Annotated in this window: 21 protein-coding genes; 5 read left to right on the top strand and 16 right to left on the bottom strand. The window is 72.1% G+C overall.

Annotated features, from left to right (window positions below; translation table 11 throughout):
• Positions 1–55: 55 nt before the first annotated feature.
• From ACH4U8_RS17265 to rimP, 3 genes are read right to left on the bottom strand one after another with little or no spacing between them, the layout of a single operon-like run.
• On the bottom strand, positions 56–424 hold the full coding sequence (locus tag ACH4U8_RS17265; protein WP_360305451.1) for a YlxR family protein: 369 nt from the start codon (positions 422–424) through the stop codon (positions 56–58).
• 8 nt (positions 425–432) lie between these two features.
• Positions 433–1,455, bottom strand: coding sequence for a transcription termination factor NusA (gene nusA, locus ACH4U8_RS17260; protein ID WP_360304747.1), 1,023 nt, complete (start codon positions 1,453–1,455; stop codon positions 433–435).
• Between the two features lie 3 nt (positions 1,456–1,458).
• Positions 1,459–2,010: a ribosome maturation factor RimP gene (gene rimP, locus ACH4U8_RS17255; RefSeq protein WP_360304745.1), complete on the bottom strand. Its 552-nt coding sequence runs from the start codon at positions 2,008–2,010 to the stop codon at positions 1,459–1,461.
• Between the two features lie 221 nt (positions 2,011–2,231).
• On the opposite strand from rimP, the gene ACH4U8_RS17250 reads away from it, so the two are divergent.
• Genes ACH4U8_RS17250 through ACH4U8_RS17240 form a run of 3 tightly spaced genes read left to right on the top strand, consistent with a single transcriptional unit; the run spans position 2,232 to position 4,101 of the window.
• A complete protein-coding gene (locus ACH4U8_RS17250; protein ID WP_360304743.1) occupies positions 2,232–2,705 on the top strand; it encodes a hypothetical protein in 474 nt (157 codons plus the stop codon).
• Entirely contained in the window at positions 2,702–3,187 is a 486-nt protein-coding gene (locus tag ACH4U8_RS17245) for a ferritin-like domain-containing protein (RefSeq protein WP_360304741.1), read from the top strand. Before ACH4U8_RS17250 ends, ACH4U8_RS17245 begins: the two co-directional genes overlap by 4 nt.
• Positions 3,184–4,101: an aminoglycoside phosphotransferase family protein gene (locus ACH4U8_RS17240; RefSeq protein WP_360304739.1), complete on the top strand. Its 918-nt coding sequence runs from the start codon at positions 3,184–3,186 to the stop codon at positions 4,099–4,101. The genes ACH4U8_RS17245 and ACH4U8_RS17240 overlap by 4 nt, the downstream gene beginning before the upstream one ends.
• A gap of 19 nt (positions 4,102–4,120) precedes the next feature.
• Here ACH4U8_RS17240 and ACH4U8_RS17235 read toward each other — a convergent pair whose 3' ends face one another.
• The 11 genes from ACH4U8_RS17235 to ACH4U8_RS17185 all read right to left on the bottom strand — a co-directional run bounded on the left by ACH4U8_RS17235 (position 4,121) and on the right by ACH4U8_RS17185 (position 20,440).
• Positions 4,121–4,648: a GNAT family N-acetyltransferase gene (locus ACH4U8_RS17235; protein WP_360304737.1), complete on the bottom strand. Its 528-nt coding sequence runs from the start codon at positions 4,646–4,648 to the stop codon at positions 4,121–4,123.
• 58 nt (positions 4,649–4,706) lie between these two features.
• Positions 4,707–5,564, bottom strand: coding sequence for a GNAT family N-acetyltransferase (locus tag ACH4U8_RS17230; RefSeq protein ID WP_379991147.1), 858 nt, complete (start codon positions 5,562–5,564; stop codon positions 4,707–4,709).
• A gap of 123 nt (positions 5,565–5,687) precedes the next feature.
• Positions 5,688–7,181 carry an alpha/beta hydrolase gene (locus ACH4U8_RS17225; protein ID WP_379991148.1) on the bottom strand — a complete coding sequence of 498 codons (1,494 nt, stop codon included), beginning with the start codon at positions 7,179–7,181 and terminating at the stop codon, positions 5,688–5,690.
• Positions 7,178–8,632, bottom strand: coding sequence for an alpha/beta hydrolase (locus ACH4U8_RS17220; RefSeq protein WP_395778619.1), 1,455 nt, complete (start codon positions 8,630–8,632; stop codon positions 7,178–7,180). The genes ACH4U8_RS17225 and ACH4U8_RS17220 overlap by 4 nt, the downstream gene beginning before the upstream one ends.
• A 161-nt stretch (positions 8,633–8,793) precedes the next feature.
• Positions 8,794–9,951 carry a flavodoxin-dependent (E)-4-hydroxy-3-methylbut-2-enyl-diphosphate synthase gene (gene ispG, locus ACH4U8_RS17215; protein WP_360304730.1) on the bottom strand — a complete coding sequence of 386 codons (1,158 nt, stop codon included), beginning with the start codon at positions 9,949–9,951 and terminating at the stop codon, positions 8,794–8,796.
• 156 nt (positions 9,952–10,107) lie between these two features.
• A complete protein-coding gene (locus tag ACH4U8_RS17210; RefSeq protein WP_395778617.1) occupies positions 10,108–11,412 on the bottom strand; it encodes a M50 family metallopeptidase in 1,305 nt (434 codons plus the stop codon).
• Positions 11,409–12,671 carry a 1-deoxy-D-xylulose-5-phosphate reductoisomerase gene (gene dxr / locus ACH4U8_RS17205; RefSeq protein WP_360304728.1) on the bottom strand — a complete coding sequence of 421 codons (1,263 nt, stop codon included), beginning with the start codon at positions 12,669–12,671 and terminating at the stop codon, positions 11,409–11,411. The genes ACH4U8_RS17210 and dxr overlap by 4 nt, the downstream gene beginning before the upstream one ends.
• A gap of 117 nt (positions 12,672–12,788) precedes the next feature.
• On the bottom strand, positions 12,789–14,714 hold the full coding sequence (locus ACH4U8_RS17200; protein ID WP_395778615.1) for an acyl-CoA dehydrogenase family protein: 1,926 nt from the start codon (positions 14,712–14,714) through the stop codon (positions 12,789–12,791).
• A 235-nt stretch (positions 14,715–14,949) separates the two neighbouring features.
• Positions 14,950–16,392 (bottom strand): aldehyde dehydrogenase family protein, encoded by a 1,443-nt coding sequence (locus ACH4U8_RS17195; RefSeq protein ID WP_395778612.1) that lies wholly within the window; start codon positions 16,390–16,392, stop codon positions 14,950–14,952.
• A 107-nt stretch (positions 16,393–16,499) separates the two neighbouring features.
• A complete protein-coding gene (locus tag ACH4U8_RS17190; protein ID WP_395778610.1) occupies positions 16,500–18,020 on the bottom strand; it encodes a PucR family transcriptional regulator in 1,521 nt (506 codons plus the stop codon).
• 44 nt (positions 18,021–18,064) lie between these two features.
• Entirely contained in the window at positions 18,065–20,440 is a 2,376-nt protein-coding gene (locus tag ACH4U8_RS17185; RefSeq protein ID WP_360304720.1) for a hypothetical protein, read from the bottom strand.
• A gap of 255 nt (positions 20,441–20,695) precedes the next feature.
• On the opposite strand from ACH4U8_RS17185, the gene gabT reads away from it, so the two are divergent.
• Positions 20,696–22,051 (top strand): 4-aminobutyrate--2-oxoglutarate transaminase, encoded by a 1,356-nt coding sequence (gene gabT / locus ACH4U8_RS17180; protein WP_395778608.1) that lies wholly within the window; start codon positions 20,696–20,698, stop codon positions 22,049–22,051.
• A 126-nt stretch (positions 22,052–22,177) separates the two neighbouring features.
• On the opposite strand, the gene ACH4U8_RS17175 is transcribed toward gabT, so the two are convergent.
• Entirely contained in the window at positions 22,178–22,624 is a 447-nt protein-coding gene (locus ACH4U8_RS17175) for an STAS domain-containing protein (RefSeq protein WP_360304716.1), read from the bottom strand.
• A gap of 502 nt (positions 22,625–23,126) precedes the next feature.
• Between ACH4U8_RS17175 and ACH4U8_RS17170 the strand changes: the two genes are divergently transcribed.
• Complete coding sequence (locus ACH4U8_RS17170) at positions 23,127–23,801, top strand: phosphatase PAP2 family protein (protein ID WP_395778606.1); 675 nt, start codon at positions 23,127–23,129, stop codon at positions 23,799–23,801.
• On the opposite strand, the gene ACH4U8_RS17165 is transcribed toward ACH4U8_RS17170, so the two are convergent.
• A complete protein-coding gene (locus ACH4U8_RS17165; RefSeq protein ID WP_395778604.1) occupies positions 23,731–24,660 on the bottom strand; it encodes an NAD(P)H-dependent flavin oxidoreductase in 930 nt (309 codons plus the stop codon). The genes ACH4U8_RS17170 and ACH4U8_RS17165 overlap by 71 nt on opposite strands.
• Positions 24,661–24,895: the final 235 nt, after the last annotated feature.

The raw sequence follows: 24,895 nt of genomic DNA, 5'->3' as shown, positions 1-24,895 counted from the left end.
CTACCGCATGTCTGTACTCATCGCGTACTCATCGAGTGCTCATCGCAATCTCGACCTACTTCCGACTCGCGAGGTACTGCTTCGCTGGACCTGTCCGACCGACCTCTGACAACCCATCACCGCTCAAAAAAGCACGCAGTGGTGCCGAGTCCAGCGGCCCCGGCACGCGCAAAGCCCGAACGAACGCCTTGCGACGTTCCGCCTGGGCCAGGCACTCCGGGTCGGGATGCAGATGCGCGCCCCGCCCGGGCTTTCGGCCGCGGGGGTCGGGGACACAACTGCCCTCCACCGCCACGACCCGCAATAGGTCGGCCTTGGCCGCACGCTGCCGACAACCTACGCATGTCCGGACCGGAAAGGCAGTGATTTCCTGCTTTTCCGACCGTGTACGAGGGCATGCTCGGCCACGCCTGCGACCAGACATGTTCAAGTCTACCGCTCCTCACCGCGACCTGGTTCGGCCGACCGTCCCCGGTCGTCCGAATCACCGGTCTCGGTGTCCGGCCGGATGTCGATGCGCCATCCGGTCAATCGCGCGGCAAGTCGGGCATTCTGCCCCTCCTTGCCGATCGCCAGCGAGAGCTGGTAGTCGGGCACCGTCACCCGGGCGGAACGCGCGGCGAGATCGACGATCTCCACCTTGCTCACCCGCGCCGGCGACAGCGCGTTGGCCACCATCCGCGCGGGGTCGTCCGACCAGTCGACGATGTCGATCTTCTCGCCGTTCAACTCGGCCATGACGGCACGCACGCGTGCCCCCATCGGCCCGATGCACGCGCCCTTGGGGTTGAGCCCGGCCCGCGTGGAGTAGACGGCGATCTTGGAGCGGTGGCCGGCCTCGCGGGCGATCGCGGCGATCTCGACGCTGCCGTCGGCGATCTCCGGGACCTCCAGCGCGAACAACTTCCGCACCAGGTTGGGGTGGGTGCGCGAGAGCGTGATGGACGGCCCCTTGGGCCCACGCCGCACCTGTACGACATAGCAACGCAGGCGCATGCCGTGCGCGTACCGCTCGCCCGGTACCTGCTCCTGGGGCGGCAGGATCGCCTCGATGCGACCCAGGTCCACCAGGACGTTGCGGTTGTCCTTGCCCTGCTGGACCACGCCCGCGACGATCTCGCCCTCACGGCCGGCGAACTCGCCGAACGTGATCTCCTCCTCGGCGTCGCGCAGCCGCTGCAGGATCACCTGCTTGGCGGTGGTCGCCGCGATCCGGCCGAAGTCGTCCGGGGTGTCGTCGAACTCGCGAACGCGCTGCCCGGCCTCGTCGGTCTCGGTCGCCCACACGGTGACGTGACCGGTGGAGCGGTCCAGTTCCACCCGCGCCTTGGGCAGGCTGCCCTCGGTGCGGTGGTAGGCGATCAACAGGGCCGATTCGATGGCCTCGACCAGGAGGTCGAACTTGATCTCTTTTTCGCGCTCAAGCCCGCGCAGGGCGCTCATGTCGATGTCCACGTCCTACGCCTCCTCGTCCTTGGTGTCGTCGTTGTCGGGGTCGATGTCCTCGACCTCGTCGTCCTCGTCGTCCTCGGCGTCGACCGCCGGGTCCGCGCTCTTGCGGTTGAACTCGACCTGCACGACCGCCTTGGCGATCTCGGCGTAGCCCAGCCGGCGCGGTTTGCCCTCGACGTCCAGATCCACGCCCTCGGCGTCGCTCGCGCCGATCCGGCCGGTCACGGCGTCGCCGTCGTGCAACTGGACCTGGACCAGCCGATCCGCCGCGCGGCGCCAGTGGCGCTCCAGCGTCAGCGGACGGTCCACGCCCGGGGTGGTGACTTCCAACTGATAGGGCAGGCTGCCCAGTACGTCGCTCGGGTCCAGCACGTCCGAGACGGCCCGGCTGACCTCGGCGACCTTGTCCAGATCCACGCCGCCGTCGGCGGCGACCATCACGCGCAGCACCCGGCGCTTGCCGGCGGGGGTGAGGGAGAGATCCTCCAGATCCACGCCCACCGTCGATACCACCGGCTCCAGCAACTCCCGCAGCCGGTCCAACGTGGTGGTGCTCATCCGGGTGACTCCTCGGCTGCGTGTGCTGTTGTCTCAGGTGCGTCGACCGCCGGGGCGGGTCGTGGAAGGACAACAGTATCCGGTCCGGAGCCCATCTCGCGCACGTCCGCCCGGCGTACGCCGGATGTCCACTGGGGTCCGCACGACCGCGGATGCGATAGCGTCCGACACGGCCGGAGGCCGGCAACGGACATCACGGACGAGGGTCAGGAGCGGGACGCATGCGCGACGCGGGGCCGACGCGACGGGCCGTCCTGGGCGCCGTGGCCGCAGCGACGATCGCCGCCGGCGTCGTGGGTTGCGACGACGGCGGCGGGGGTTCGGGCCAGGGACGACGCAAGGCGGACGACGCGGCGCGGCAGCGGGCCCACGCGGCGACCGGGGCGCTGCTCGCGCGCTACGACGCGGTCGCCGCGCGACACGCCACGCTGGCCGAACACATCCGGCCGCTCTCGGTCGAGCTGCGCCAGCACCTGACCGTCTTCGCGAAGGGCGCGGCGCACTCCGCGCCGCCCGCCGGCAACGCGCCGGAGGACGCCGCCGCGGCGGGCACCGCGATCGCCGACTGGGCCCGGCAGGCGTCCGACGAGCGGCTGAGCGGACTGGACGCGGTCTCCCCCGAACTGGCCCGCACCCTGGCCGCCACCGCCGCGTGCCTGGCCGGACACGCCCAATTGCTTCGGAGCACATCGTGAGCACGCCGCGGCCGACCCCGTCCGGGTCCGCCACCCCCGAGGTCAAGGCGCTGCGCGACGCGCTGGACGCGGAGCACGCGGCCGTCTACGGCTACGGCGTGGCCGGCGGCCGATTGACCGGTACCGAGCGCACCCAGGCCCGCAGCGCGCTGGACGCGCACCGGGCCCGCCGGGACACCATCGCGCGGCTGATCGGCGATCGGGGCGCGGTCGCGCAACCGGCGGCGGCCGCGTACACGATCCCGTTCACGGTGGCCACGCCCGCCGACGCGACCCGGCTCGCGATCCACCTGGAGGACGCGGTCGCCCTGCATCTGGGCGAGTTGGTGGCCGCGAGCGGGGCGCCGTTGCGCAACGAGGCGGCGGGCTGGTTGCGCGAGAGCGCCGTGTGGGCGGTGCGGTGGCGGGGCGCGAGCACCGCGTTCCCGGGGTTGCCCGCGCCGAGCGACCCGGCGGCACCGGCGGCCGGGAGCCGCACGTGAACGATCCGGTCGAGGTCCCGGAGCGGTTGACCCGGACCGCGCTGCGCTGGTGCGGCGAGGAGGTGGCCCGCCCTTGGCTGGCGGGACTGCCGGAGGCGGTCGCCGAATACGCGCGGCGCTGGGAACTGACCGTGGAACGGGCGATCATTCCCGGCGGCGCACTCAGCCTGACCTTCCTCGTCCGGCGCGCGGACGACACGCCGGCCACCCTCAAGCTCGGCCTGATCGACCGCTACACCGCGCACGAGGCGAGCGCGCTCGCGTTGTGGAACGGCGTCGGGGCGGTTCGCCTGCTCGACGCGGATCCCGAGCGCGGCGCGCTGTTGCTGGAGCGACTCCAGCCGGACGTGTCGCTGCGCTCCCTGGCCGAGGACCGGGCGATGCTGGAGGCCGCCGAGGTGGTGCGCAGGTTGTGGGTGACCCCGCCCGCGGACTGCGCGATCGAACCGGTCGCGGATCGGGCCGAGCACTGGGGCGAATCGATCCCGCGCCGCTACGCGGACCTGGCCGGCCCGTGTCCCCGGGCACTGGTCGACGAGGCGGTGTCGCTGTGCCGCGAGTTGGCCGCGTCGCAGCCGGAGGTGGTGGTCCTGCACACCGACTTCCACCACGGCAACGTGCTGGCCGCCGAGCGGACGAAGTGGCTGGCCATCGACCCGCGCCCGATGCTCGGCGAACGGGCCTTCGACCTGGGCGCACTGGTCCGGGACCGGATGGCCACGGTGGTCGCCGAGCCGCGTCCGCAGGCGCTGGTGCGGCGGCGGGTGACCTGGCTGGCGAACGCGTTGGACCTGGACGCCGAGCGGGTGCGTGGTTGGGCGTTGGTGCAGGCGCTGGCGCTCGGCCTGTGGTGCGTGTCGGTGGAGGATCCGGCGGGCGAGGACCTGCTGTCCGTCGCGGAGTGGTTGTCCTGATCCGCGCGGTGCGGACGCCTCACGTGAACGGCAGCACCGCGCCCATCACCGCGTAGGGGCGGTCGTTGCCCGGGAACAGGACCGGACGGGCCAGGTCCCGAAAACCCAGACCGCGGTACAACCGGCGGGCCGGCGTGTGTTCGTCGATCGCCGACAGCAGGATGTGCGACCGGTCCTGGCCCCGACACAGCAGGGTGATCAGGGTGCGTCCGATGCCGTGCCCCTGCCAGCGCGGCAACACGTGCAGTTCGCCGACCACGAACGACTCGTCCAGCCAGGCCCGGTATCCGGCCCGGGCCAGGTGCGGTTCGATCACCAGGCTCCACCACTGGTCGGTGAGATTGGGATAGCCGTAGCCGAAGCCGACCAGTCGACCGTCGTCGTCGAACGCGCCCAGGGAACGCACCCCGGCGAAGGTCGCGTGCCGGCGCATTATCCGCTGCCGCACCGCGATCTCGTCGTCGGCGAGACCGAACGCGCCGGCCTGGACGTCGACCGCCTCGTCCGCGTACTCGGCGAGATCGACGACCCGGCACGTCCACTCCATCAGCACACGCACTCCCTGGAATCGGGTCGCCGCCGCTGTCCGGACACCACGGGCCGGATCAGAACAGCACGCTCATGAAGGCCCCGGTCTCGGCGAAGCCGACCCGCCGGTAGGCCGCGCGCGCGGGGCCGTTGTAACTGTTGACGTAGAGACTGGCGATCGGGGCCACCTCGCTCAGCGCGTGCCGCAGGACGGCCGCCATGCCGATCTCGGACAGGCGCTCGCCGCGCCGCTCCGGCGCGACCCACACGCCCTGGATCTGGCACGCGTGTCGGGTGACCGCGCCGATCTCCGCCTTGAACACCACCCGGCCGTCCTCGATCCGGGCGAACGCCCGCCCGCCCGCGATGAGTTCGGCCACCCGGGCGCGGTACAGGGTGCCGCCGTCGCCGATCAGCGGCGAGATGCCGACCTCCTCGGTGAACATCGCCACGCACGCGGGCATCACCAGGTCCAGCTCGTCCGGACGCACCCGGCGCACGAGCGGATCCGGGGCGACCTCGCGCGAGGGTTCCTCGGCGACCATGAGCGGCTGCACCGGCCGCACGTCGCGAGCGGGTCCCCACACCGGTTCGAGCAGACGCCACAGGTCGCCGGCCGCCTCGGCCGGGCCGACGATCGACGAGCAGCGTCGGCCCTGGCGGCGGGCCCGCTCGGCGAACGAACGTATGGCGTCCGGGCCGGCCTCGACCGGGACCAGATTCGCCCCCGCGTAGCACAGCGACGTGAGCCGACCACCCTCGTAATAACCCCACAGCTCGCCGCCCAGTCGCCACGGGTCGACGCCGGCGAGTCGAACCCGGGACGCGACGAAGACGTTCGTGACGGGGTCACGGTCGAGCAGCGCCTGGACGGCGGACAGGTCGCTCCCGTCCAGGACTTTGGTGGAAACCGAGCTCAGCACGTGCCTCACCATGCCATCAGGCGGACCTTGGGGAAATGCCAGTCTTGCGGCACCACCCTATGCAGGTCCGGGCCGCCCGCGCCGCCCGGGAGGCGACGGGATCGGCGACCGGGGCCGGTGCGGCCTGTGGCCGGGTCAGCGGCGCGGGTGTGGGACCGGCGATCGGCGCGGGTCGGAATCGGCCGACGCGGGGCCGGTGCACTCGACGTCGGTCGCGGGCAGGGTGCCCTCGACCAGGTAGGCGGTGCCCCGGTCGTCGACGCACGAGCCCTCGACCAGGTAGTGCCCGTGGTTGCCGTTGCCGCGCACGGTGAGCAGCCGCGACGAGGGCAGCGCCGCGTGCATGCGCAGGGCCCCCTCGTAGGGCGTCGCCGGGTCGCCGACGGACTGGACGAGCAGGACACCGGGCAGACCGGCACCGTCGATCCGGGTCGGCGGGGCGGTGTTGCTCTGTAGGTACAGGCACGCGCCCGGAGCGGCGATGGCCGCGCCCAGCGCGCCGTGCCGGGCCCGGAACACGGCCATGTCCCGTTCCAGGACCGCCTCGTCGGCCGGGAAGGGCGCGTCCGCGCAGGCGACGGTCTGGAACACCGACTCGAAGTTGACCTCGTCCGCGGTGGCCGGTTTGCGCCCGGCGATCAGCGCGGTCGGATCGCCCGACGCGTAGTCCGCGAGTGCGCCGGACAGACTCGCCCAGTTCCGGTCGGTGTACAGCTTGCCGAGCGTGTACTGGTCGAGTTCGACGCCGCCGAACACGCCGCCGGCGGGGTGTTCGGCGAGTTGCCCGCGCAGCCGGTCCCAGCCGGCCAGTACGGCCGCGGTGGAGTCGCCCAGGTGGAAGCGGTCGGCGCGCTCGGCCGTCCACGCGGCCCAGTCGTGCCGACGCGCGTCGAACCCGCGGGCTTGCAGGAAGCCGGTCCCGTACCAGACCTCGGTCGGGTCGACCAGGCTGTCGAGCAACATCCGGTGTACCCGGTTCGGAAAGAGCTGCCCGTAGACCGCGCCCAGGTAGCTGCCGTAGGAGTAGCCCAGGATCGAGATCCGGTCGGCGCCGAACGCGGCCCGGACCAGGTCGAGGTCACGGGCGATGTCCCGGGTGGTCAGGTGCGGCAGCAGGTCGCCGGCGGACCTGCGGCAACCGTCGGCGAACGCGCGGGTCGCGGCCAGGTGCGCCGCTCGGCTGCCGGGCATCGCCGGGTCGGGCCGGGGGGAGCGGCCGAAGGTCTCCGGGTCGGTGCACTCCACGCGGGTACTCGTGCCGCGCCCGCGCAGGTCGAAGCCGATCAGGTCGTAGGCCCGGCGCAGCCGCTCGGGCAGACCGCCGGCGAGCGCTCCCATCGAGCCGACGCCGGCGGCGCCCGGGCCGCCGAAGTTGACCATCAGGATGCCCTGGTACTCCGCCTTCGTCCCGCTCGCCGCGACCTTGGAGACGCCGACCCGGATCCGCGGGCCGCCCGGACGGGCGTGGTCCAGCGGGGCGCCGATGGTGCCGCAGCGCTCCCCCGCCGCGGTGCCCGGTGGGCAGCCGCCCCACGTGATCGGCCCGGGGTCCGCCCCGGCGGGGCCGGCGACGGTCAGTACGGCGGCGGTCAGCACGCCCGCCAACAGGACGCGGACGGCGCGGATCACGATGCCTCACAGGTGGTGTCGCGGCCCGGCGGGAGCGTGCCGTCGGTCAGGTAGGCCGAGGCGGCCCGCAGGACGCATGGGGCGGGCTGGAACGCGAGGATCCCGTGGTCGCCCTCGTCGAGCACGGTGATCAGGTGCGAGGAAGGCAGTGCCTGGTGCAGCGCGCTCGCCCCGGCGGGCGGGGTGGCCGGATCCCGGGTGCCCTGGACCAGCAGCACCGGTGGCAGGTCGTGGCCGTCGATCGTCGGCGGTGTGCGGGCGGGCACCGGCCAGAACGCGCAGGGTGCGTTCAGCCAGGTGTTGGACCAGGTGGTCAGGGGCGCGGTGCGGTCCACGGCGCGGGCGTCGCGGTCCCACACCGACCAGTCGCGCGGCCAGGGCCCGTCGTGACATTCGACGGCGGTGTAGATCGCGGTGCCGTTGGCGTCCTGTGCGGTGGCCGGCGTGTACAGCGCGGCCAGCGGGCCCGGGTCGCCTCGATCGTGCGCGCGCAGTGCCGCGGCGAATTCCGGCCAGCTCCGCGAGTTGTACAGGGCGCGGGTGGCGAGGTCGCGCAGTTCGGCGGGGCCGACGAGGCCGCCGGCGGGCTCGGCTCGGACGCCGGCGAGCGTGCGGGCGAACAGGTCCTCCAGGTCGGCGCCCTCGGCCGCGACGAGGTCTCGCCAGCGGCCCTGGAAGGCGATGTCCTGACGCAGGTTGATCCGGTACCAGACCTGGTCCGGCCGCGGGTCGACGACGCTGTCCAGGATCATCCGGTCGACCCGCTCGGGGAACAGATGCCCGTAGACCGCGCCGAGGTAGGTGCCGTAGGACCAGCCGATGAAGGAGATCCGCGATTGGCCGAGCGCGGCGCGGACCAGGTCGAGGTCGCGCGCGTTCTCCAGGGTGCCCAGGTGCGGCAGCAGGTCGCCGGCCCGCTCGGCGCAGCCGCGTGCGTAGTCGCGGGCACGTTCGATCAGCCGCTGCTCGTCCTGCGCCGTGGCGGGCACCGGGTCCGGCTTCGGGGCCCGGTCGAAGCTCGCGTCGACGCAGGAGATCGGGTCGCTGTGGTGGTTGCCGCGCGGGTCGACGCCGACGATGTCGTAGCTCTGCCGCACCCGTTCCGGCATCGCGCGCCTGACCAGGTCGGCCAGCCACATGCCGCCGCCGCCCGGACCGCCGGGATTGACCACGATCGTGCCGCGCCGGGGCGCGCCGCCGCCGGCCGGTGCGAGCGAGACGCCCAGCGTCGTGGTGGGCCCGTCGGCGCGCGTGTGGTCGACCGGGACGGCCAGCGTTCCACAGCGCAGTCCGGGTGCGGCCACGTCGGCCGGACACGCACCCCAGGCGATCGCGGCCGGCACCCGGGCGGACGGTCGCCTCGCGCCCGGGTCGGGTCCGCTCGCGGGAACCGCCGCGGTGCCCACGACCATGCCGACGACGGCCAGTGCGGCCACGATGATGCGTCCCACGCGCGACGCCCCTCCCCCCGGGGCGGCGCCCCGATCACATCTCTCGATGATCGGGGCGCGATTACCGGGGGTAGGGGCGCATCAACGATATGTCACCCGGGTGGCCGAGTGGATTGATCCGGTCGAGCGGGCCGGAGCGGCCGCGGCGGGTCGGACTCGGCTCAGGCGATGTCGACGATCGGGTCGCCGCTGAGCACGCCGTCCGCCTGCATCTGCTCGGCGAGCTTGAGGGCTTCCTCGATCAGGGTCTCGACGATCTTCGACTCGGGCACGGTCTTGATCACCTCGCCCTTGACGAAGATCTGCCCCTTGCCGTTGCCGGAGGCCACACCCAGGTCCGCCTCGCGGGCCTCGCCGGGGCCGTTGACGACACAGCCCATGACGGCCACCCGCAGCGGCACCTTGAGCCCGTCCAGGCCGGCGGTGACCTGCTCGGCGAGCTTGTACACGTCGACCTGGGCGCGACCGCAGGACGGGCACGAGACGATCTCCAGGCCGCGCTGCCGCAGGCCCAGCGACTCCAGGATCTGGTTGCCGACCTTGATCTCCTCGACCGGCGGAGCGGAGAGCGAGACCCGGATGGTGTCGCCGATGCCCTGCGCGAGCAACGCGCCGAACGCGACCGCGGACTTGATCGTGCCCTGGAACGCGGGACCGGCCTCGGTGACGCCCAGGTGCAGCGGATAGTCGCAGCGCTCGGCGAGCAGCCGGTATGCCTCGATCATCACGACCGGGTCGTTGTGCTTGACCGAGATCTTGATGTCCCGGAAGTCGTGCTCCTCGAACAGCGAGCACTCCCACAGCGCGGACTCGACCAGTGCCTCGGGGGTGGCCTTGCCGTGCTTGGCGAGCAGCCGCTTGTCCAGCGACCCGGCGTTGACGCCGATCCGGATCGGGGTGCCGGCGGCGGACGCGGCCTTGGCGATCTCGGCGATCTTGTCGTCGAACTGCTTGATGTTGCCCGGGTTCACCCGCACCGCGGCGCAGCCGGCGTCGATCGCGGCGAACACGTACTTGGGCTGGAAGTGGATGTCCGCGATCACCGGGATCTGCGACTTGCGGGCGATCGCGGGCAGCGCGTCGGCGTCGTCCTGCGAGGGCACCGCGACGCGGACGATCTGGCAGCCGGAGGCGGTCAGCTCGGCGATCTGCTGAAGCGTGGCGTTGACGTCGGAGGTCAGGGTGGTGGTCATGGACTGCACCGACACCGGAGCGTCTCCACCGACGGCCACACTGCCGACCATGATCTGCCGTGACTTGCGGCGCGGCGTGAGGGGCCGGGCAGGTACGGACGGCATTCCGAGCTGGATCGCGGTCATTCTTTTCGGTCCCGTGGGTCGGCGCGGTAGGTCGTCCTCAAAGCTACGCCACCGCGACGAGGTGCGGACGCGCGTGTACCCCCATGCCGGCCCACCTGTTGCCTGATCGACACACGTGGGCCGGCGTGGGAGCCGGACGGGGTGGGGCGTACCGCGCTAAGTGAGCTTGACCGGGTTGATCAGGTCGGCGATCAACACCAGCACGGTGAAGGCGATGAAGATCGACGCCACCACGTAGGCCACCGGCATCAGCTTGGCCACGTCGAAGGGGCCCGGGTCGGGCCGCTTGCGCAGGCTCGCGATCCGCCGACGGATCGACTCCCACCACGCGCCGACCACGTGTCCGCCGTCGAGCGGGAGCAGCGGAAGCATGTTGAACAGGAACAGCGACAGGTTGAAGCCCGCGATGATGAAGATCATCAGACCCACCCGCTGGGAGGCGGGCACATCCAGCGCGGCGACCTCGCCGCCGACCCGGGCCGCGCCGACCACGCCCACCGGCGAGTCCTGGTCGCGGTCGTCGCCCTGGAAGGCCGCGCCCCACAGTGCGGGCACCTTCTGCGGGATGCGCAACATGCTGTGGAAGGCGTTGTCGACCATGTCCGTCATGTAGGTGACCGACTGCGACGCGCTCTGTCGCTGGATGCCGCTCGCCGGGCTGAAGCCGAGGAAGCCGGAGTTCTCCAGGAACTGCCCGGGGATCGGGGCGCCGTGGCTGTCGAGCTTGGCCACCTTGTTGCGGGCGATCGTCGGGGTCAGGGTGAGCTGTTCACCCTTGCGCTCGACCACGATGGTGGCCTGGCCCTCGGTCTTGCGGATCAGATCGCGCAGCGTGTCGTAACCGGTGATCTTCGTGCCGTTGTAGCTGACGATCTTGTCGCCCGCGCGCAGCCCGGCGGCCTTGCCCGGCGCGTCCGGCGCGTTCTCCGGGCACTTGTCGGTCTTGGCGTCGGCGCTGACCACACACTCGGAGACGCTGCTCACCGTGGTGCTGGGCTGGTTGATCCCGAAGCCCATCAGGAACACCGCGAACAGCGCGATGGCCAGGACCAGGTTCATGAACGGACCGGCCAGCATGATGATCGTGCGCTGCCACGGCTTGCGCTGGTAGAACATCCGGTCCTCGTCGCCGGGACCGACCTCCTCGTAGGACGCCTCGCGGGCGTCCTCGATCATGCTGCGCCAGGGTGAGGTGCTGCGGGCCTGGACCTTGCCCGACGCGTCGGGCGGGAACATGCCGATCAGCCGGCAGTAGCCGCCCGCCGGGATCGCCTTGAGCCCGTATTCGGTCTCACCGATCTTCCTCGACCACAACGTCTTGCCGAAGCCGACCATGTACTGCGGCACCCGCACACCGAACATCTTGCCGGTGATCAGGTGGCCCGCCTCGTGCCAGGCGATGGAGAACAGCAGGCCCACGACAAAGACGACGATGCCGAGGATCGTCATGAACAGGGTCAACGGGGTTCTCCTCCGTGGGCGATGATCTCGCGTGCCCGTCGGCGCGCCCAGTCCTCCGCGTCGAGGACGTCCTCCAGTGTCAGCCGGTTGCCGTCCCCACGTACATCATGCTCGCTCACGACGGCGGCGACGGTATCGGTGATGCCGTTGAACTTCAGGTGTCCCGCGATGAACGCGTCGACACACTCCTCGTTGGCCGCGTTGAACACGGCCGGCGCGGTGCCGCCCGCGCGGCCCGCGGCGCAGGCCAGTTCGACGGCCGGGAACGCCTCGTGGTCGAGCGGGAAGAACTCCCAGGTGGCCGCCTTGGTCCAGTCGCAGCCGGCCGCGACCTCGGGCACCCGGTCGGGCCAGGACAGGCCGAGCGCGATCGGCAGTCGCATGTCCGGCGGCGATGCCTGGGCCAGGGTCGAGCCGTCGACGAACTCGACCATCGAGTGCACGATCGACTGCGGGTGCACCACGACGTCGATGCGGTCGAACGGGATGTCGTAGAGCAGGTGCGCCTCGATCACCTCCAGCCCCTTGTTGACCAGGGTCGCCGAGTTGATCGTGATCACCGGGCCCATGTCCCAGGTGGGGTGGGCGGCGGCCTCCTTCGGCGTGACGTCGACCAGGTCGGCGCGGCTGCGACCGCGGAACGGGCCGCCGCTGGCGGTCACCACGAGCCGCTTGACCTGGTCCGCCCGGCCGCCGCGCAGCGCCTGGATCAGCGCCGAGTGCTCGGAGTCGACCGGGACGATCTGGCCGGGCTTGGCGATCGCCTTGACCAGCGGGCCGCCGACGATCAGCGACTCCTTGTTGGCCAGCGCGAGGGTGCGGCCCGCGGTCAGCGCGGCGAGGGTGGGGGCCAGGCCGATCGAGCCGGTGATGCCGTTGAGGACCACGTCGCACGGGTGTGCGGCCAGCTCGGTGGCGGCGGTGGGGCCGGCCAGGATGCGCGGCAGCTTGTACCGGCCCTTGGCGTAGCCGCGGCGTTGCGCCTCGGCGTAGAAGGCCAATTGCAGGTCCTGTGCGGCGGACGCCTTGGCCACCGCGACCACCTCGACCCCCAGTTCGAGTGCCTGCCGGGCCAGCTCGTCCACCCGGCCGCCGCCGGCGGACAGGCCGACGATCCGGAACAGCTCGGGGTGGGCGCGAACCACGTCGATGGTCTGGGTCCCGATCGACCCGGTGGAGCCGAGCAGGACGATGTCCCGTCGGCTGGTCGACTGGTCGGGGGCGGCGAAGGGCGCGTACGGATCGGCCAGGGAGTCCATCCGACCATTGTGGCCCGCGCCGGCGCGGCACCGAGCCCAGGTCGACGATTGCCCGCGGCGACCGCCCGCGGACCGTGCGGCGGCGGCCGGCGGGCGCTCCCGCCGGCCGCGCGCGGCTCAGCCGACGGGTCGGTGCACGTTGGCCACCTTGGCCGGGCCGGGCGTCGCGTCGGCGATCCACGGGCCCTCGGTGGACGGGTCGAGGACGCCCTCCTCCAACCACAGATACCGGCCCGCCAGCACACCCTCGGTCGCCTTGACGTCCAACACGTCGGTGTTGGTCCACAACCGGCCGAACAACTCGTCCACCCGGATCTGGGCCTGCCGGCAGAACAGGTCGGCGAGTTCGTACGCGGCCCCGCCCTGTTCGACGTCGCGGCGGCGCAGCATGTCGGCCCGTACGCACACCGCGCTCATCGCGAACAACTCGGCGCCGATGTCGACGATCCGGCCGAGGAAGCCCTGCTTGCGCTCCATCGCGCCCTGCCAGCGGGCCATCCCGTAGAAGGTGGAGCGGGCCAGCCGGCGCGAGGCGCGCTCGACGAAGCGCAGATGCGCGGCCAGGCTCGGTGCGCCGACCGGGGCGAACTCGCGGTAGGAGGTCGGCACCTGGCCCTTGCCGGCGACCAGCTTGGGCAGCCACTTGGCGTAGAAGACGCCCGCGTCGGCGGCGGCCTTGCCCTTGGCCTTCAGGTCGGCGTCGGGGTCGATGATGTCGCCGGCCACGGCCAGGTGCGCGTCCACCGCCTCCCGCGCGATCAGCAGGTGCATGATCTCGGTCGAGCCCTCGAAGATCCGGTTGATCCGCATGTCCCGCAACATCTGCTCGGCCGGCACCCCGCGTTCGCCCCGGGCGCGCAGCGAGGCGGCGGTCTCGTAGCCGCGCCCGCCGCGGATCTGGACGAGTTCGTCGCTGACCGTCCAGCCCACTTCGGACGCGTACAGCTTCGCCAGCGCGGCCTCGATCCGGATGTCGCGGCGATCCTCGTCGGCCATCCGGGCAGTCAGCTCCAGCACCGCCTCCAGCGCGAAGGCACTGGCCGCGATGTAGGCGATCTTGCCCGCGACCGCCTCGTGGCCGGCGATCGGGCGGCCCCACTGCTCGCGCTCGCCCGCCCACTCGCGGGCCACCTTGAGCGACCACTTGGCCGCGCCGGCGCACATCGCGGGCAGCGAGAGGCGGCCGGTGTTGAGCGTGGTCAGCGCGATCTTCAGGCCCGCACCCTCGGCGCCGATCCGGTTCGCCGCCGGCACCCGGACGTTGTGGAAGCGGGTCACCCCGTTCTCGATGCCGCGCAGGCCCATGAACGCGTTGCGGTTCTCCACGGTGATGCCGGGGCTGTCCGCGTCCACGACGAACGCGGTGATCCCGCCGCGCCGACCCTCCGCCTTGGGCACCCGGGCCATCACCACGAGCAGCCCGGCCACCACGCCGTTGGTGGTCCACAACTTCACGCCGTCCAGGACGTACGCCTCGCCGTCCTCGGTGGGCACCGCGGCGGTGGCCAGCCGGGCCGGGTCCGAGCCGACGTCGGGTTCGGTGAGCAGGAACGCGCTGACCTCGCGCACGCAACGCGGCAGGAACTCGCGCTTTTGCGCGTCGGTGCCGAACATCTTGACCGGTTGCGGCACCCCGATCGACTGGTGCGCGGACAGCAGCGCGCCCAGTGCCGCGTTGACCGAGCCGACCAGGACCAGCGCCTTGTTGTAGTAGAGCTGGCTCAGGCCGAGGCCGCCGTACTCGGTGTCGATCTTCATGCCCAGCGCGCCGATCTCGGCCAGGCCCTTGAGCACCTCGTCCGGGATCCGCGCGTCGCGCTCGATCACGGTGGGGTCCACCCGGGTGGTGAGGAACTCCCGCAGCACGCGGAGGAAGTCCTCCCCCCGACGGATCTCCTCCGCGTCCGCCTCGGGATGCGGGTGGACGAGGTCGAGCCGCAGCCGCCCGAGGAAGAGTTCCTTGGCAAAACTGGGCTTGTCCCAGTCCTGCTGCCGGGCTTCCTCGGCAACCTTGCGGGCTTCGCGTTCGCTGACAGGGGGCATGGCGGACTCCTCGCGGACTCGCAGCGGAACCGGCGTTGTTACCGACCGGTGTTACCTGCCCGTGCACGTCCACTGAATGCCGCGTGACGCCCATTTGTCCAGAGCTACGGCCACTTGGCGGATCACCGGCCCGCGAGGTCGCGCGGGGGGGGTCGCGGGCGCGCCGCCCCCGGAGAAATGCGAAAGGGCCCGGCGGCACCACCCCAGGTGGCCGGGCCCTTCGTCGGTGGGGTGTCTACAGGTCCAGGCCCGTGAGCACCATGACGCGCTCGTACGTGAAGTCGGTCATCGCGTAGGTGACCCCCTCACGGCCGACGCCGGAGTTCTTCGCGCCGCCGTAGGGCATCTGGTCGGCGCGGTAGGACGGGGCGTCGCCGATGATCACGCCGCCCACCTCCAGCTCGCGCTGGGCCCGGAAGGCGGTCTGGATGTCGTGCGTGAACACGCCGGCCTGGAGACCGAACTCGGAGTCGTTGACCGCGGCGAACGCGGCGTCCGTGCCGTCCACCCGGGTCAGCGTGAGCACCGGGCCGAAGACCTCCTCGCAGGCGATGGTGACGCCGGCCGGGACCTCGCTGAGCACCGTCGGCGCGTAGGCGGCACCGTCGCGGGTGCCGCCGGTGAGCACCTTGGCGCCGGCCTGCACGGCCTCGTCCACCCAGGACTGGACCCGCTCGGCGGCGGCGACGCTGACCAGCGGGCCGACGTCGACCGTGTCGTCCTCGGGGTCGCCGGTGACCTGCGCGGCCACCTTCGCCACGACCTTCTCGACCAGGCGGTCGTAGACGCTCGCGTCGGCGATCACCCGCTGCACCGAGATGCAGGACTGGCCGCCCTGGTAGTTGGAGAAGGTCGCGATCCGCTGTGCGGCCCACTCCAGGTCGGCCTCGGAGGACCAGTCGGCGAGCACGACGGCGGCGGCGTTGCCGCCCAGTTCCAGGGTGACGTGCTTGCGCGGCACCGAGTCCATGATGCTCCAGCCCACCGGGCCCGAGCCGGTGAACGAGATGACCGGCAGCCGCTCGTCCTTCACCAGCGCCGGCATCCGGTCGTTGGGGACGGGAAGCACGCTCCACGAGCCGTTCGGCAGGTCGGTCTCGGCCAGGATCTCGCCGAGCACGAGCGCGGACAGCGGGGTGGCCGGCGCGGGCTTGAGGATGATCGGGGCGCCGACCGCGATCGCCGGGGCGACCTTGTGCGCGACCAGGTTGAGCGGGAAGTTGAACGGCGCGATGCCCAGCACCACGCCCTTGGGGATCCGGCGGACCAGCGCGTAACGACCGGTGCCGCCCGCGTCGGTGTCCAGCCGCATGCCCTCGCCGTTGAACCGGCGGGCCTCCTCGGCCGCCCAGCGGAACACCGAGACCGCGCGGCCGACCTCGCCGCGCGCCCACTTGATCGGCTTGCCGTTCTCGGCGGTGATCAGCCGGGCGATCTCCTCGGTGCGCTCGCCGAGCCGCTTGGCCACGTGGTCCAGGGCCGCGGCGCGCCGGTAGGCGGGCAGTGCGGCGAACTCGTGGGCGACGGCGTGCGCCGCGGCGACGGCCTCCTCGATCTGCGCGTCGGTGGGCTCGGAGACGCGGCCGACGAGCCGGCCGTCGTACGAGTTCGTGACGTCGAAGGCCGTCTCGCCGGTGGCCTGTCGGCCTGCCAGCCAGAACGCGTGGGTGGTGGTCACTGCTGCTCCTTCTCCGTCAACGGGTGCCGATGATCCCGGTGACTCAACGGTAGGCCGATCGGGCGTCCGCGTTTTTGTCCATCCCGGCCAATCCCGCGTCTCCGGTGCTACGACTTGTCCTCACGGACCACGCTCGGGTCGCGCAGCGCGAACCACAGTTCCGCGCGGGTGTCCGGATCGTCCAGGGTACGGCCGAGGATCTCCTCGGCCCGCCGGATGCGGTAGCGCAACGTGTGCCGGTGCACGCCCAGCTCGCCGGCCGCCGCGTCCCACTGCCCGTGCCGGGCCAGCCACGCGCGCAGCGAGCCGATCAGGTCGCCCCGGCCGCCCGCGTCGTGCGCGCGCAACGGTGCGAGCAGTTGCTCGGCCCACGCGTGCACGGCGTCCCCGTCCAGCAGCGGCAACAACCCGCCGGCGTCGCGACCGTGCACGGTCAGCGCCTTCTCCGAGCGCAGGCCCACCGCGTGCGCCCCCAGCGCCTGCCGGTAGCCGTCGGCGGCGGCCGGCGGCTCCACCGGACCGGACACGCCCGCGATCAGGCCGGGCAGGTCCACCGGCTCGACCGGCTCGACCGATTCCGGCAACACCAGCACGCTCGCCCCGCCCAGCTCGCCGGTGAGCGCGGGGGTGCCGGCCCGGACCGCCCGCGCGCACAGTCGCTCCACGAACGCCGCCACCACCGGCTCCGGCCCGGTGGCCACCACCACCCGCCACGGCCCGGGCGGCAGGTCCGCCGCGATGTCGTGGGCCAGTTCGGCCGGCGTCGCCCGCTCGCCGGTGAGCAACAACCGCAGCAGCGCGGTGCGCATCCGGGCGCCCGCGTCGGCACTGACCCGGGACTGCTCCAGGGCCAGGGTGAGCAGCGAGGCGGCGGTGCCCAGCGTCTGCCGGTCGGCGGTGCGCGGCGGCCGGTCCGTGCCCACCGCCAGGAATCCGCTGATCCGCCGCTCGGCGCCCAGCGACTGGACCACCACCCGCCCGGTGTCCTCGATCCCGGGCAACGACGCGGACGACGGCGCGGGCATCCCGCGCAACTTCTCGATGTCGGCGCGCAACCCGTCGGTGCGCCCCCGGGCCGCGGCGGGCGCGACCTGGCGCAGCGTGCCGTCCGCGTCGTAGAGCGCGGCCCAGCCGTCCAGCCGAGCCGCGAGCCGGCGGATCAGCGTCGCGGGGCCCTCGCGCCCGGCGGCGGCCCGGGTCAACTCCTGCTGGACCGCGAAGCCGGTGGTGACGGTCTCGTACTGCTCGGCCGCCAGCGCCGACGAGACCACCTTGCTGATCGCGATGAACGGCGTCGGTCGCGGCACCTCGAACACCGGGAAGCCGTGCGCCTCGGCGACCTCGACGATCACCGCGGGCACCCGGTCCAGGGTCAGGCCCACCCCGATCCCGAGCCCGGCCACCTCGGCCGCCGCGAGCCGCTCGACGTAGGCGCGGCGCTCGGCGTTGTTGCGGCCGAGCTTCATCCCGGTGGTGAGCAGCAGTTCGCCGCCCTCCAGATAGGGCGTGGGATCGGCGAGTTCGCTCGTGTGCACCCACCGCACCTCGCGGTCGAGTCCGCCCTTGCCCGCGAGCACCCGCAGGTCGAGGGCGGGTGCGCGGACCAGGGACGCGAGGGTGGGCGGCATGTGGGTGTTGTCCAAACTGGAGTGGGAGAGGCTTCCAGTCTGACTCAGCGGCCGAGATCGATCAGCACGGGAGGGGTTCGCTCGCCTTTTCGGGTGGTCAGGCTGACGATGGCGTGCCGGGTGGGCAGATCGCCGGTGATCTCGGTCGGGGACCAGCGGAAGCGCTCGACGGTACGGGTGGTCACCCGCTCGGACCGCCCACTCGCCTTCTCGCCGAACAACGCGCCCAGCACCGAGTAGCGGATCCGCTTGACCAGGCCGCCCTCGGGCGTGCCCATGGTGATCGACTTCTCCTGTTCCTTGGTCATTCCCCAGTACTCGGCGAACAGTTCGGCATCGGCCCGGGAGGCACCCGGTACCACCGCCTTGCAGCCGGCCGCGGCGAACACGGTGTGCCGCAGTGCGGGGGCGAGTTCGTCGAGCGAGCGCACCGACAGCACCAGGCCGGCCCGACGGTTGCGGGCCCACTGCAAGCCCTTGGCCGCGTACTCGTCCACCAGCCGCCCGGCGTCGTCGGCGACCAGGCACGCGAACACCTTGCGCGGCCCGCGCTCGCGCCGGGGCGTGGCCATCGCCTGGACGAACTGCGACAACACGAGCCGGCCGATCAGCCGGGCCGCCTCGGGGTGCGCGGCCTCGTTCAGCGCGATCCGCACCCGCAGCGGCCGGTCGATGTCGCCGGCCGCGAAGCGTTGCCGATCGGGGCGGAACAGTTCGGCGACGCCGGGTCGTTCGAGCACCGCGAGGCGCTGCACCAGCAGCCGCGCGTCGTCGTCGCCACGCGCCATCGCGCGCAACGCCCGTTCGTGTTCGGCATACCGGTCGACCGCCCGCAGCGCGCGCTCCAGGGCGGCGAGCGCGGCCTCGGTGCCGTCCAGCAGGTCGAGCAGCGTGCCCACCTCGGGATAGCGGCCGTGCGCGGCCACGTACGCGCCGAGCACCTGGCGCAGCGCGTTGCTCACGGCGTCGCCGAGCCCGATCGCGTTCGGAGGCAGCGCCGCGGCGGCGAGCCGGTCGGCGGCGTCCTCGGGCGAGGCCGCGCCGCCGTACAGATCCAGGCCCGAGGGCGAGTCCGGGTCGCCGACGATCACTTCGAGGTCGTAGCCGCCCGGGCGTTCGAACTCGTCGCCCTTGGCGTCGATCACCACCAGCGACGCGGCGCCGGTGAGCGCGCGCAGCGCCATCGTCTCGACCACCGGTTCGAGCAGTCGGCCCGGCTCGCCCGCCCGAGCCGCCCCGACCACGAGCATCGAGGCGCCGAGCACGTCCGGATCCAGGGCGAAGGCGGTGTCCCGGTACAGCGGCGGGTTCTTCGGATGGTCGGTGCCCACGCCGACCCGCACCTGGCCGGCCAGCAGGTCGTGCTCGGCGCGCCGGGGCCGCAGGTCACGCTGCCCGGAGCCGTGCCGACAGGCCGCGGCACCGTTGTCGGTGATCTCCTCGGCCACGTCCGCGAGGTAGTCGAGGTCCGCCTCGCCGGCCTCCAGCACCCGGCGCAGCCGCAGATAGTCCACGTCCCGCAGCCGGCCCGCCGACACCTCGTGGTCGAGCACGTCGGCCGCCTCGTGTTGCGCCGCGTCGCGCAACTCGGGCCACAGCTCCGCGTCGGCGACCTGCGCCTCCTCGGTTTCCGGCACCACCTGCTCGCGCGGGGTGCGCGCGTACGGCCGGATCACCACGTCCCAGCGGCCGAGCACCGCGCCCGCGTACAGGAAACCGCCGTTGTAGAGGAGTCGCACCAGCCACTGCCCGTCGTGCAGCAGCCCACGCGGGAAGATCAGCAACAACAGCGCGACGAACGGCCGCATCAGCACGACCCAGGCGACGAAGCCCAGCACCAGGAACAGCGCGGCGCGCCGCCACTGTTCGGGGCGCGGGCGGCCGTTCAGCTCGGCCCGCCGGTCCAGCCGCTGCCACCACGGGCGCAAAAACGGCCAGGCGATCTCGTGCCAGCGACCGAGGTAGCCGAACAGCACGAACAGCAGCACGTAGAGCAGGTTGTTGAACAACAGCGGCCACATGAAGCTCGGGATGATCTTCCGGACCAGCCAGACGTAGGCGACCAGCACCCAGCTCAGGCTGAGTACCGCGATCACCAGCCACAACACCGCGCGGCGCACCAGCGCCGCCTCGGGCCGGGTGCGCGCGTCGCGCTCGGCGGCCCGCAGTCTGATCTCCCGCTCGTCCCGGCCGTAGCCGTACACGCCGGGGGCCTCCCGGTGCCGCGGTCCGCGCAACCACCCGCGCAGGTCGAACCCGTCGGGGTCGACGTCGCGTTCGGCCGCGGCCGGGGCCGGCACCCGGGCGCGGGCGGCTCGCGCGCGCCGGCGCGCGGGGTCGCCGCGGTCGCTCGGGTCGGCCCCGAAGACCTCGGCCTCGACCGCCGGTGACGCCGGGGAATCCGGCCGTTCCACGTCCACGTCTCGCCCTCCCGGAACCACGCCCTGAACCGGAACTCAATGTAGGCGCCACACCGCCTGTCGTGATGATCATTCCGGCGCGAGTCCGGGATGTGTTCGGAGTTGTTCTGCCCGATCGGCTTTTGTCCATCCCGGACACAAGCAACCGGGTGATTAACCGATGCGGCGCATGCGGCGAACGCGGCTCGGCGCCTAGCCTGCGGAGAGGACCGCGGAGCCACCGCGAACCCCCACCTCGACCCACAGGAGACCAGCATGGGCGCTTCGCAGCCCGGCGGGCCCTCGCTCCCGCAGGAGCGCCGGCTCGTCACCGCCATTCCCGGCCCGAAGTCGACCGAGCTGATGACGCGTCGCAACGCGGCGGTCGCGCGCGGCGTCAGCACCACCCTGCCGGTCTTCGTGACCCAGGCGGGCGGCGGCGTGGTCGTCGACGTGGACGGCAACTCCCTGATCGACTTCGGCTCCGGCATCGCGGTGACCAGCGTCGGCAACTCGGCCGAGGGTGTCGTGCGTCGCGCGTCCGAGCAATTGCAGCGGTTCACCCACACGTGCTTCATGGTGACCCCGTACGAGTCGTACGTGGCGGTCGCCGAGCAGCTCAACGAGCTGACCCCGGGTGACCACGACAAGCGCACCGCGCTGTTCAACTCGGGTGCCGAGGCGGTGGAGAACGCGGTCAAGATCGCGCGTGCCCACACCAAGCGCCCCGCGGTGGTCGTGTTCGACCACGGCTACCACGGTCGTACCAACCTGACCATGGCGCTGACCGCGAAGAACATGCCGTACAAGGAGTCGTTCGGCCCGTTCGCCCCCGAGGTCTACCGGGTCCCGGTCGCCTACCCCTACCGCTGGCTGACCGGCGCGGACAACTGCGCCGACGAGGCCGCCGAGCAGGCGATCGACATCGTCACCAAGCAGATCGGCGCGCACAACGTGGCCGCCGTGGTGATCGAGCCCATCCTGGGCGAGGGCGGCTTCATCGAGCCGGCCAAGGGCTTCCTGCCCAGGATCGTCGAGTTCTGCAAGGCGAACGGCATCGTGTTCGTCGCGGACGAGATCCAGACCGGCTTCTGCCGCACCGGCCAGTGGTTCGCGTGCGACGACGAGGGCATCGTGCCGGACCTGATCACCACGGCCAAGGGCATCGCCGGCGGCCTGCCGCTGGCCGCGGTGACCGGGCGCGCCGAGATCATGGACTCCGCCCACGCGGGTGGCCTCGGTGGCACCTACGGCGGCAACCCGGTCGCCTGCGCCGCGGCGCTCGGCGCGATCGAGACGATGCGCGGCCTCGACCTCAACGGCGCGGCCCGCCGGATCGGCGAGATCATGCTCGGCCGACTGGGCACGATGAGCGAGAAGTTCGCCGAGATCGGCGAGGTCCGCGGTCGGGGCGCGATGATCGCCATCGAGCTGGTCAAGCCCGGCTCCAAGGAGCCGAACCCGGAGCTGGCCGGCGCCCTCGCCAAGGCGTGCCACGCGCAGGGGCTGCTGGTGCTGACCGCCGGCACCTACGGCAACGTGCTGCGTTTCCTGCCGCCGCTGGTGATCCCCGAGCACCTGCTCGTCGAGGGCCTGGACGTGCTGGAGCAGGCGTTCGCCGCCTCGGTCTGAGCCGGACACGAACACCACGAACCCCCGTCCGTCGGAGCACGTACTCCGACGGACGGGGGTTCGGTGTGTCCGGAATGGGGGTTCGCGGGATGCGCCGCGGCCCGACCGCGTGCGGTCGGGGAATGCTCAGAGCCGCGGTCGGCGCGGCGCCGGGGCGATCCGCTCGACCATGCTCAGGCCCGGGACGGTGTCCCACCCGCACAGCGTGAGCACCCGCAACATCTGCCGGCTCGCGCCGATCAGGACCATGTGTCCGCCGCGCCGGGACAGCGCGCCGGCCTGGTCGACGAACACCCGCAGGCCCGCCACGTCGATGAAGGCGAGCTTGCTCACGTCCACCCGGACGTCACCGCCGTCGCGGGACGCGGCGGCCAGGACGCGGCGCACCACGTCCACGTTCGCGAGGTCGATCTCGCCTTCGAGTCGCAGGCCGCGCGGTCGGGTCGTGCGCACGACCCGAAGCTGACGGTCGCTGGTCAGGACCACACCCATCGCCCCCGCGCCCCGACCCCGTCGGGGTTCCACCGAGGAATCGAACACGGCACCGCCCGCCTTGACGCCCTTGTAAACCACCGGAACCTCGGTCCGGCGGACGCGCCCGCTCCCCGCAGGGGCCGGGATGCACGGCACGCGGTATGTCGAGTAATCGGACTCTTCAACCACCTGACCAACCCTACCTTTGCGTGCTGACAGCAGAGGGGCGATCGACGACATTGCGTCAATGCCACGTCACTCGAGCCACCGTCGGTTTGTCCTGCTTACGGATGTTCTCCGCGTACTTGGACTCTCCGGGGCGGCCGGACTCACGCGACACGCGCTGTGACGCCGCTCACACCCTTCAATGCTCCAACGTACAGCGTGTATGTCCCGCCTTCCAGACCGTGGAGAACGTGTGCAGGCTTTGTGTGGAGGCCGCGCGTCGGGAACCCGTCGACCTGTTCTCCGCGTATCTTCGAGTGAGATGCACAGACCTTCCACCGACGCCGGCCCTGAGCAAGCCGGCGGCCGCCCCGGGACAACGCCCCCCGTTCCGGGGCGGTGGTCTGTTCACTCACAGTACACGCGTGGCCTCGCAGTGCCGCTGATTCTCGCGCTCGTGCTCGTCGCGCTCACCGTCCAGGTAGTGGCCGAAAGCGGACCCTCGCTCACCCTGGACCGCACGGTCCGAAACGCGATGCGCGACCTCGCGGGCGCGCCCGGGACGGCCTGGCTGGACGGCCCGATGCACTTCCTGGCCGACCTGGGCGGGCCACTGCCCGCCGGGATCGCGCTCGCCGTCGCGGCGCTGTTCGCCGCCGTACGCACGCGCCGTGCCTCCCCGATCGCGATCGCTGCGGGCGGCGTGCTCGTGGTGACGATCGCGGTGATCGGCGGCAAGGATCTGATCGGCCGGCCCGGCCCGAGCGAATCGCCGGTGGCCGCGGACGCGTGGGGCTTCTTCCCGTCCGGCCATACCGCGACCTCGACGGTCTGTTACGGGATCGCCGCGCTGCTGCTCGGGCGTGTCGGCTCGGCGCGGGCGGGCCGACGCTGGGCCGCGGGCGCGGCCGCCTCGTGTGCCCTGATCGGGTTCGCGCTGCTGTGGTGCGACTACCACTGGCTCGCGGACGTGCTGGCCTCGTGGGCGCTGTGCGCGATCGTGCTGTGGGCGGCGGCCCGGGTGGCCGACGCCGGCGGCCTCAGACGTCGCCGGCCCGGCGCACCGCCGTCGCCAGCGCCGCGTGAAAGCCCGCCATCGTCCGCTCGATGATCGCGGCCACCGACTCCACGTCGTGCACCAGGCCGACCGACTGGCCCGCGGAGGCGAGCGACGCCTCCATCTCGCCGTCGAAGTACAACCGCTTGATCGCGTCGAGCGAGCTGTGCGCCGGTCCGCCCGAGGCGGCGAGCGCGCGGGAGAACTCGGTGCCCAGGACTCGCATGGTCGGGCTGCCGGTGCGGTTGACCACCACGGTCCCGGTCTCGTCCGCGGCCAGCACCGCCTGCTTGTAGTGGCTGTGCACCGGGCTCTCGGCCGAGGCCAGGAACCGGGTGCCCATCTGGATCGCCTCGGCGCCGAGCGCGAACGCCGCCGCCATGCCGCGACCGTCCACGATGCCGCCGGCGGCGACCAGCGGCAGATCGGTGATCTCCCGGATGCCCTGAAGCAACACGAGCAGCGACACCTCGGCCGGATTCTTGAAACCGCCGCCCTCGGCGCCCTCGACCACGAGCCCGTCCACGCCGGCCTCGACCGCCTTGCGGGCCGCCCGGATCGAGGGCACCACGTGATACACGGTCAGGCCGTGCTCCCGGAGCAGGTCCACGAAGGTCGCCGGATTGCCCGCCGACGTGGTCACGAAGCGCACACCCGCGTCCGCCACGTGCCGCACGAGCCGATCGTCGCGCAGGAACATCAGCGGCAGATTGACCCCGAACGGCAGCCCCGAGGCGACCATCGTGTCGATCTCCCGACGGCACGCGTCGACCTCGCCGGAGGAGGTCTCCACCATCCCCAGCCCGCCGGCCGCGGACACCGCCGCGGCCAGTCGGGAGCGGGCTATCCAGCCCATCGGCGCCTGGATCACCGGATGCCGGGCCCCGGTGTGCGCGAGTACGCGGTTGACCATGGCCGGAGGCTATCTCGACAGGTGAACGGTGAGGAAACTTTTCCCGCAGCTTCATCTGCGGATTACGCACCATCAGATGCCAGCTTGGAGCGTTATTCAATGAAATCTGGGTGTACGACCTACGGAATCAGTTGCTAACGGGATCTTGACGCATGATCTAACGGGCGTTTGTATTACGCCGCACCGTTCGGCGGATCCGAACGGCTCACATCCGTCCCGGAGGCGATAACCGCAC

It is taken from the genome of Embleya sp. NPDC020886 (assembly GCF_044333915.1).
In the GTDB taxonomy this organism is placed as follows: domain Bacteria; phylum Actinomycetota; class Actinomycetes; order Streptomycetales; family Streptomycetaceae; genus Embleya.
Note: the sequence above shows the minus strand (reverse complement) of the source record. Positions and strands in the feature narration are given on the sequence as shown.

What these genes read in the sequence shown, in the direction of transcription:
- ACH4U8_RS17265 (WP_360305451.1), bottom strand. Translation starts at nt 424, where the DNA reads ATGTCTGGTCGCAGGCGTGGCCGAGCATGCCCTCGTACACGGTCGGAA.
- rimP (WP_360304745.1), bottom strand. Translation starts at nt 2,010, where the DNA reads ATGAGCACCACCACGTTGGACCGGCTGCGGGAGTTGCTGGAGCCGGTG.
- ACH4U8_RS17250 (WP_360304743.1), top strand. Translation starts at nt 2,232, where the DNA reads ATGCGCGACGCGGGGCCGACGCGACGGGCCGTCCTGGGCGCCGTGGCC.
- ACH4U8_RS17235 (WP_360304737.1), bottom strand. Translation starts at nt 4,648, where the DNA reads ATGGAGTGGACGTGCCGGGTCGTCGATCTCGCCGAGTACGCGGACGAG.
- ACH4U8_RS17230 (WP_379991147.1), bottom strand. Translation starts at nt 5,564, where the DNA reads ATGGTGAGGCACGTGCTGAGCTCGGTTTCCACCAAAGTCCTGGACGGG.
- ispG (WP_360304730.1), bottom strand. Translation starts at nt 9,951, where the DNA reads ATGACCGCGATCCAGCTCGGAATGCCGTCCGTACCTGCCCGGCCCCTC.
- dxr (WP_360304728.1), bottom strand. Translation starts at nt 12,671, where the DNA reads ATGGACTCCCTGGCCGATCCGTACGCGCCCTTCGCCGCCCCCGACCAG.
- ACH4U8_RS17200 (WP_395778615.1), bottom strand. Translation starts at nt 14,714, where the DNA reads ATGCCCCCTGTCAGCGAACGCGAAGCCCGCAAGGTTGCCGAGGAAGCC.
- ACH4U8_RS17190 (WP_395778610.1), bottom strand. Translation starts at nt 18,020, where the DNA reads ATGCCGCCCACCCTCGCGTCCCTGGTCCGCGCACCCGCCCTCGACCTG.
- gabT (WP_395778608.1), top strand. Translation starts at nt 20,696, where the DNA reads ATGGGCGCTTCGCAGCCCGGCGGGCCCTCGCTCCCGCAGGAGCGCCGG.
- ACH4U8_RS17165 (WP_395778604.1), bottom strand. Translation starts at nt 24,660, where the DNA reads ATGGTCAACCGCGTACTCGCGCACACCGGGGCCCGGCATCCGGTGATC.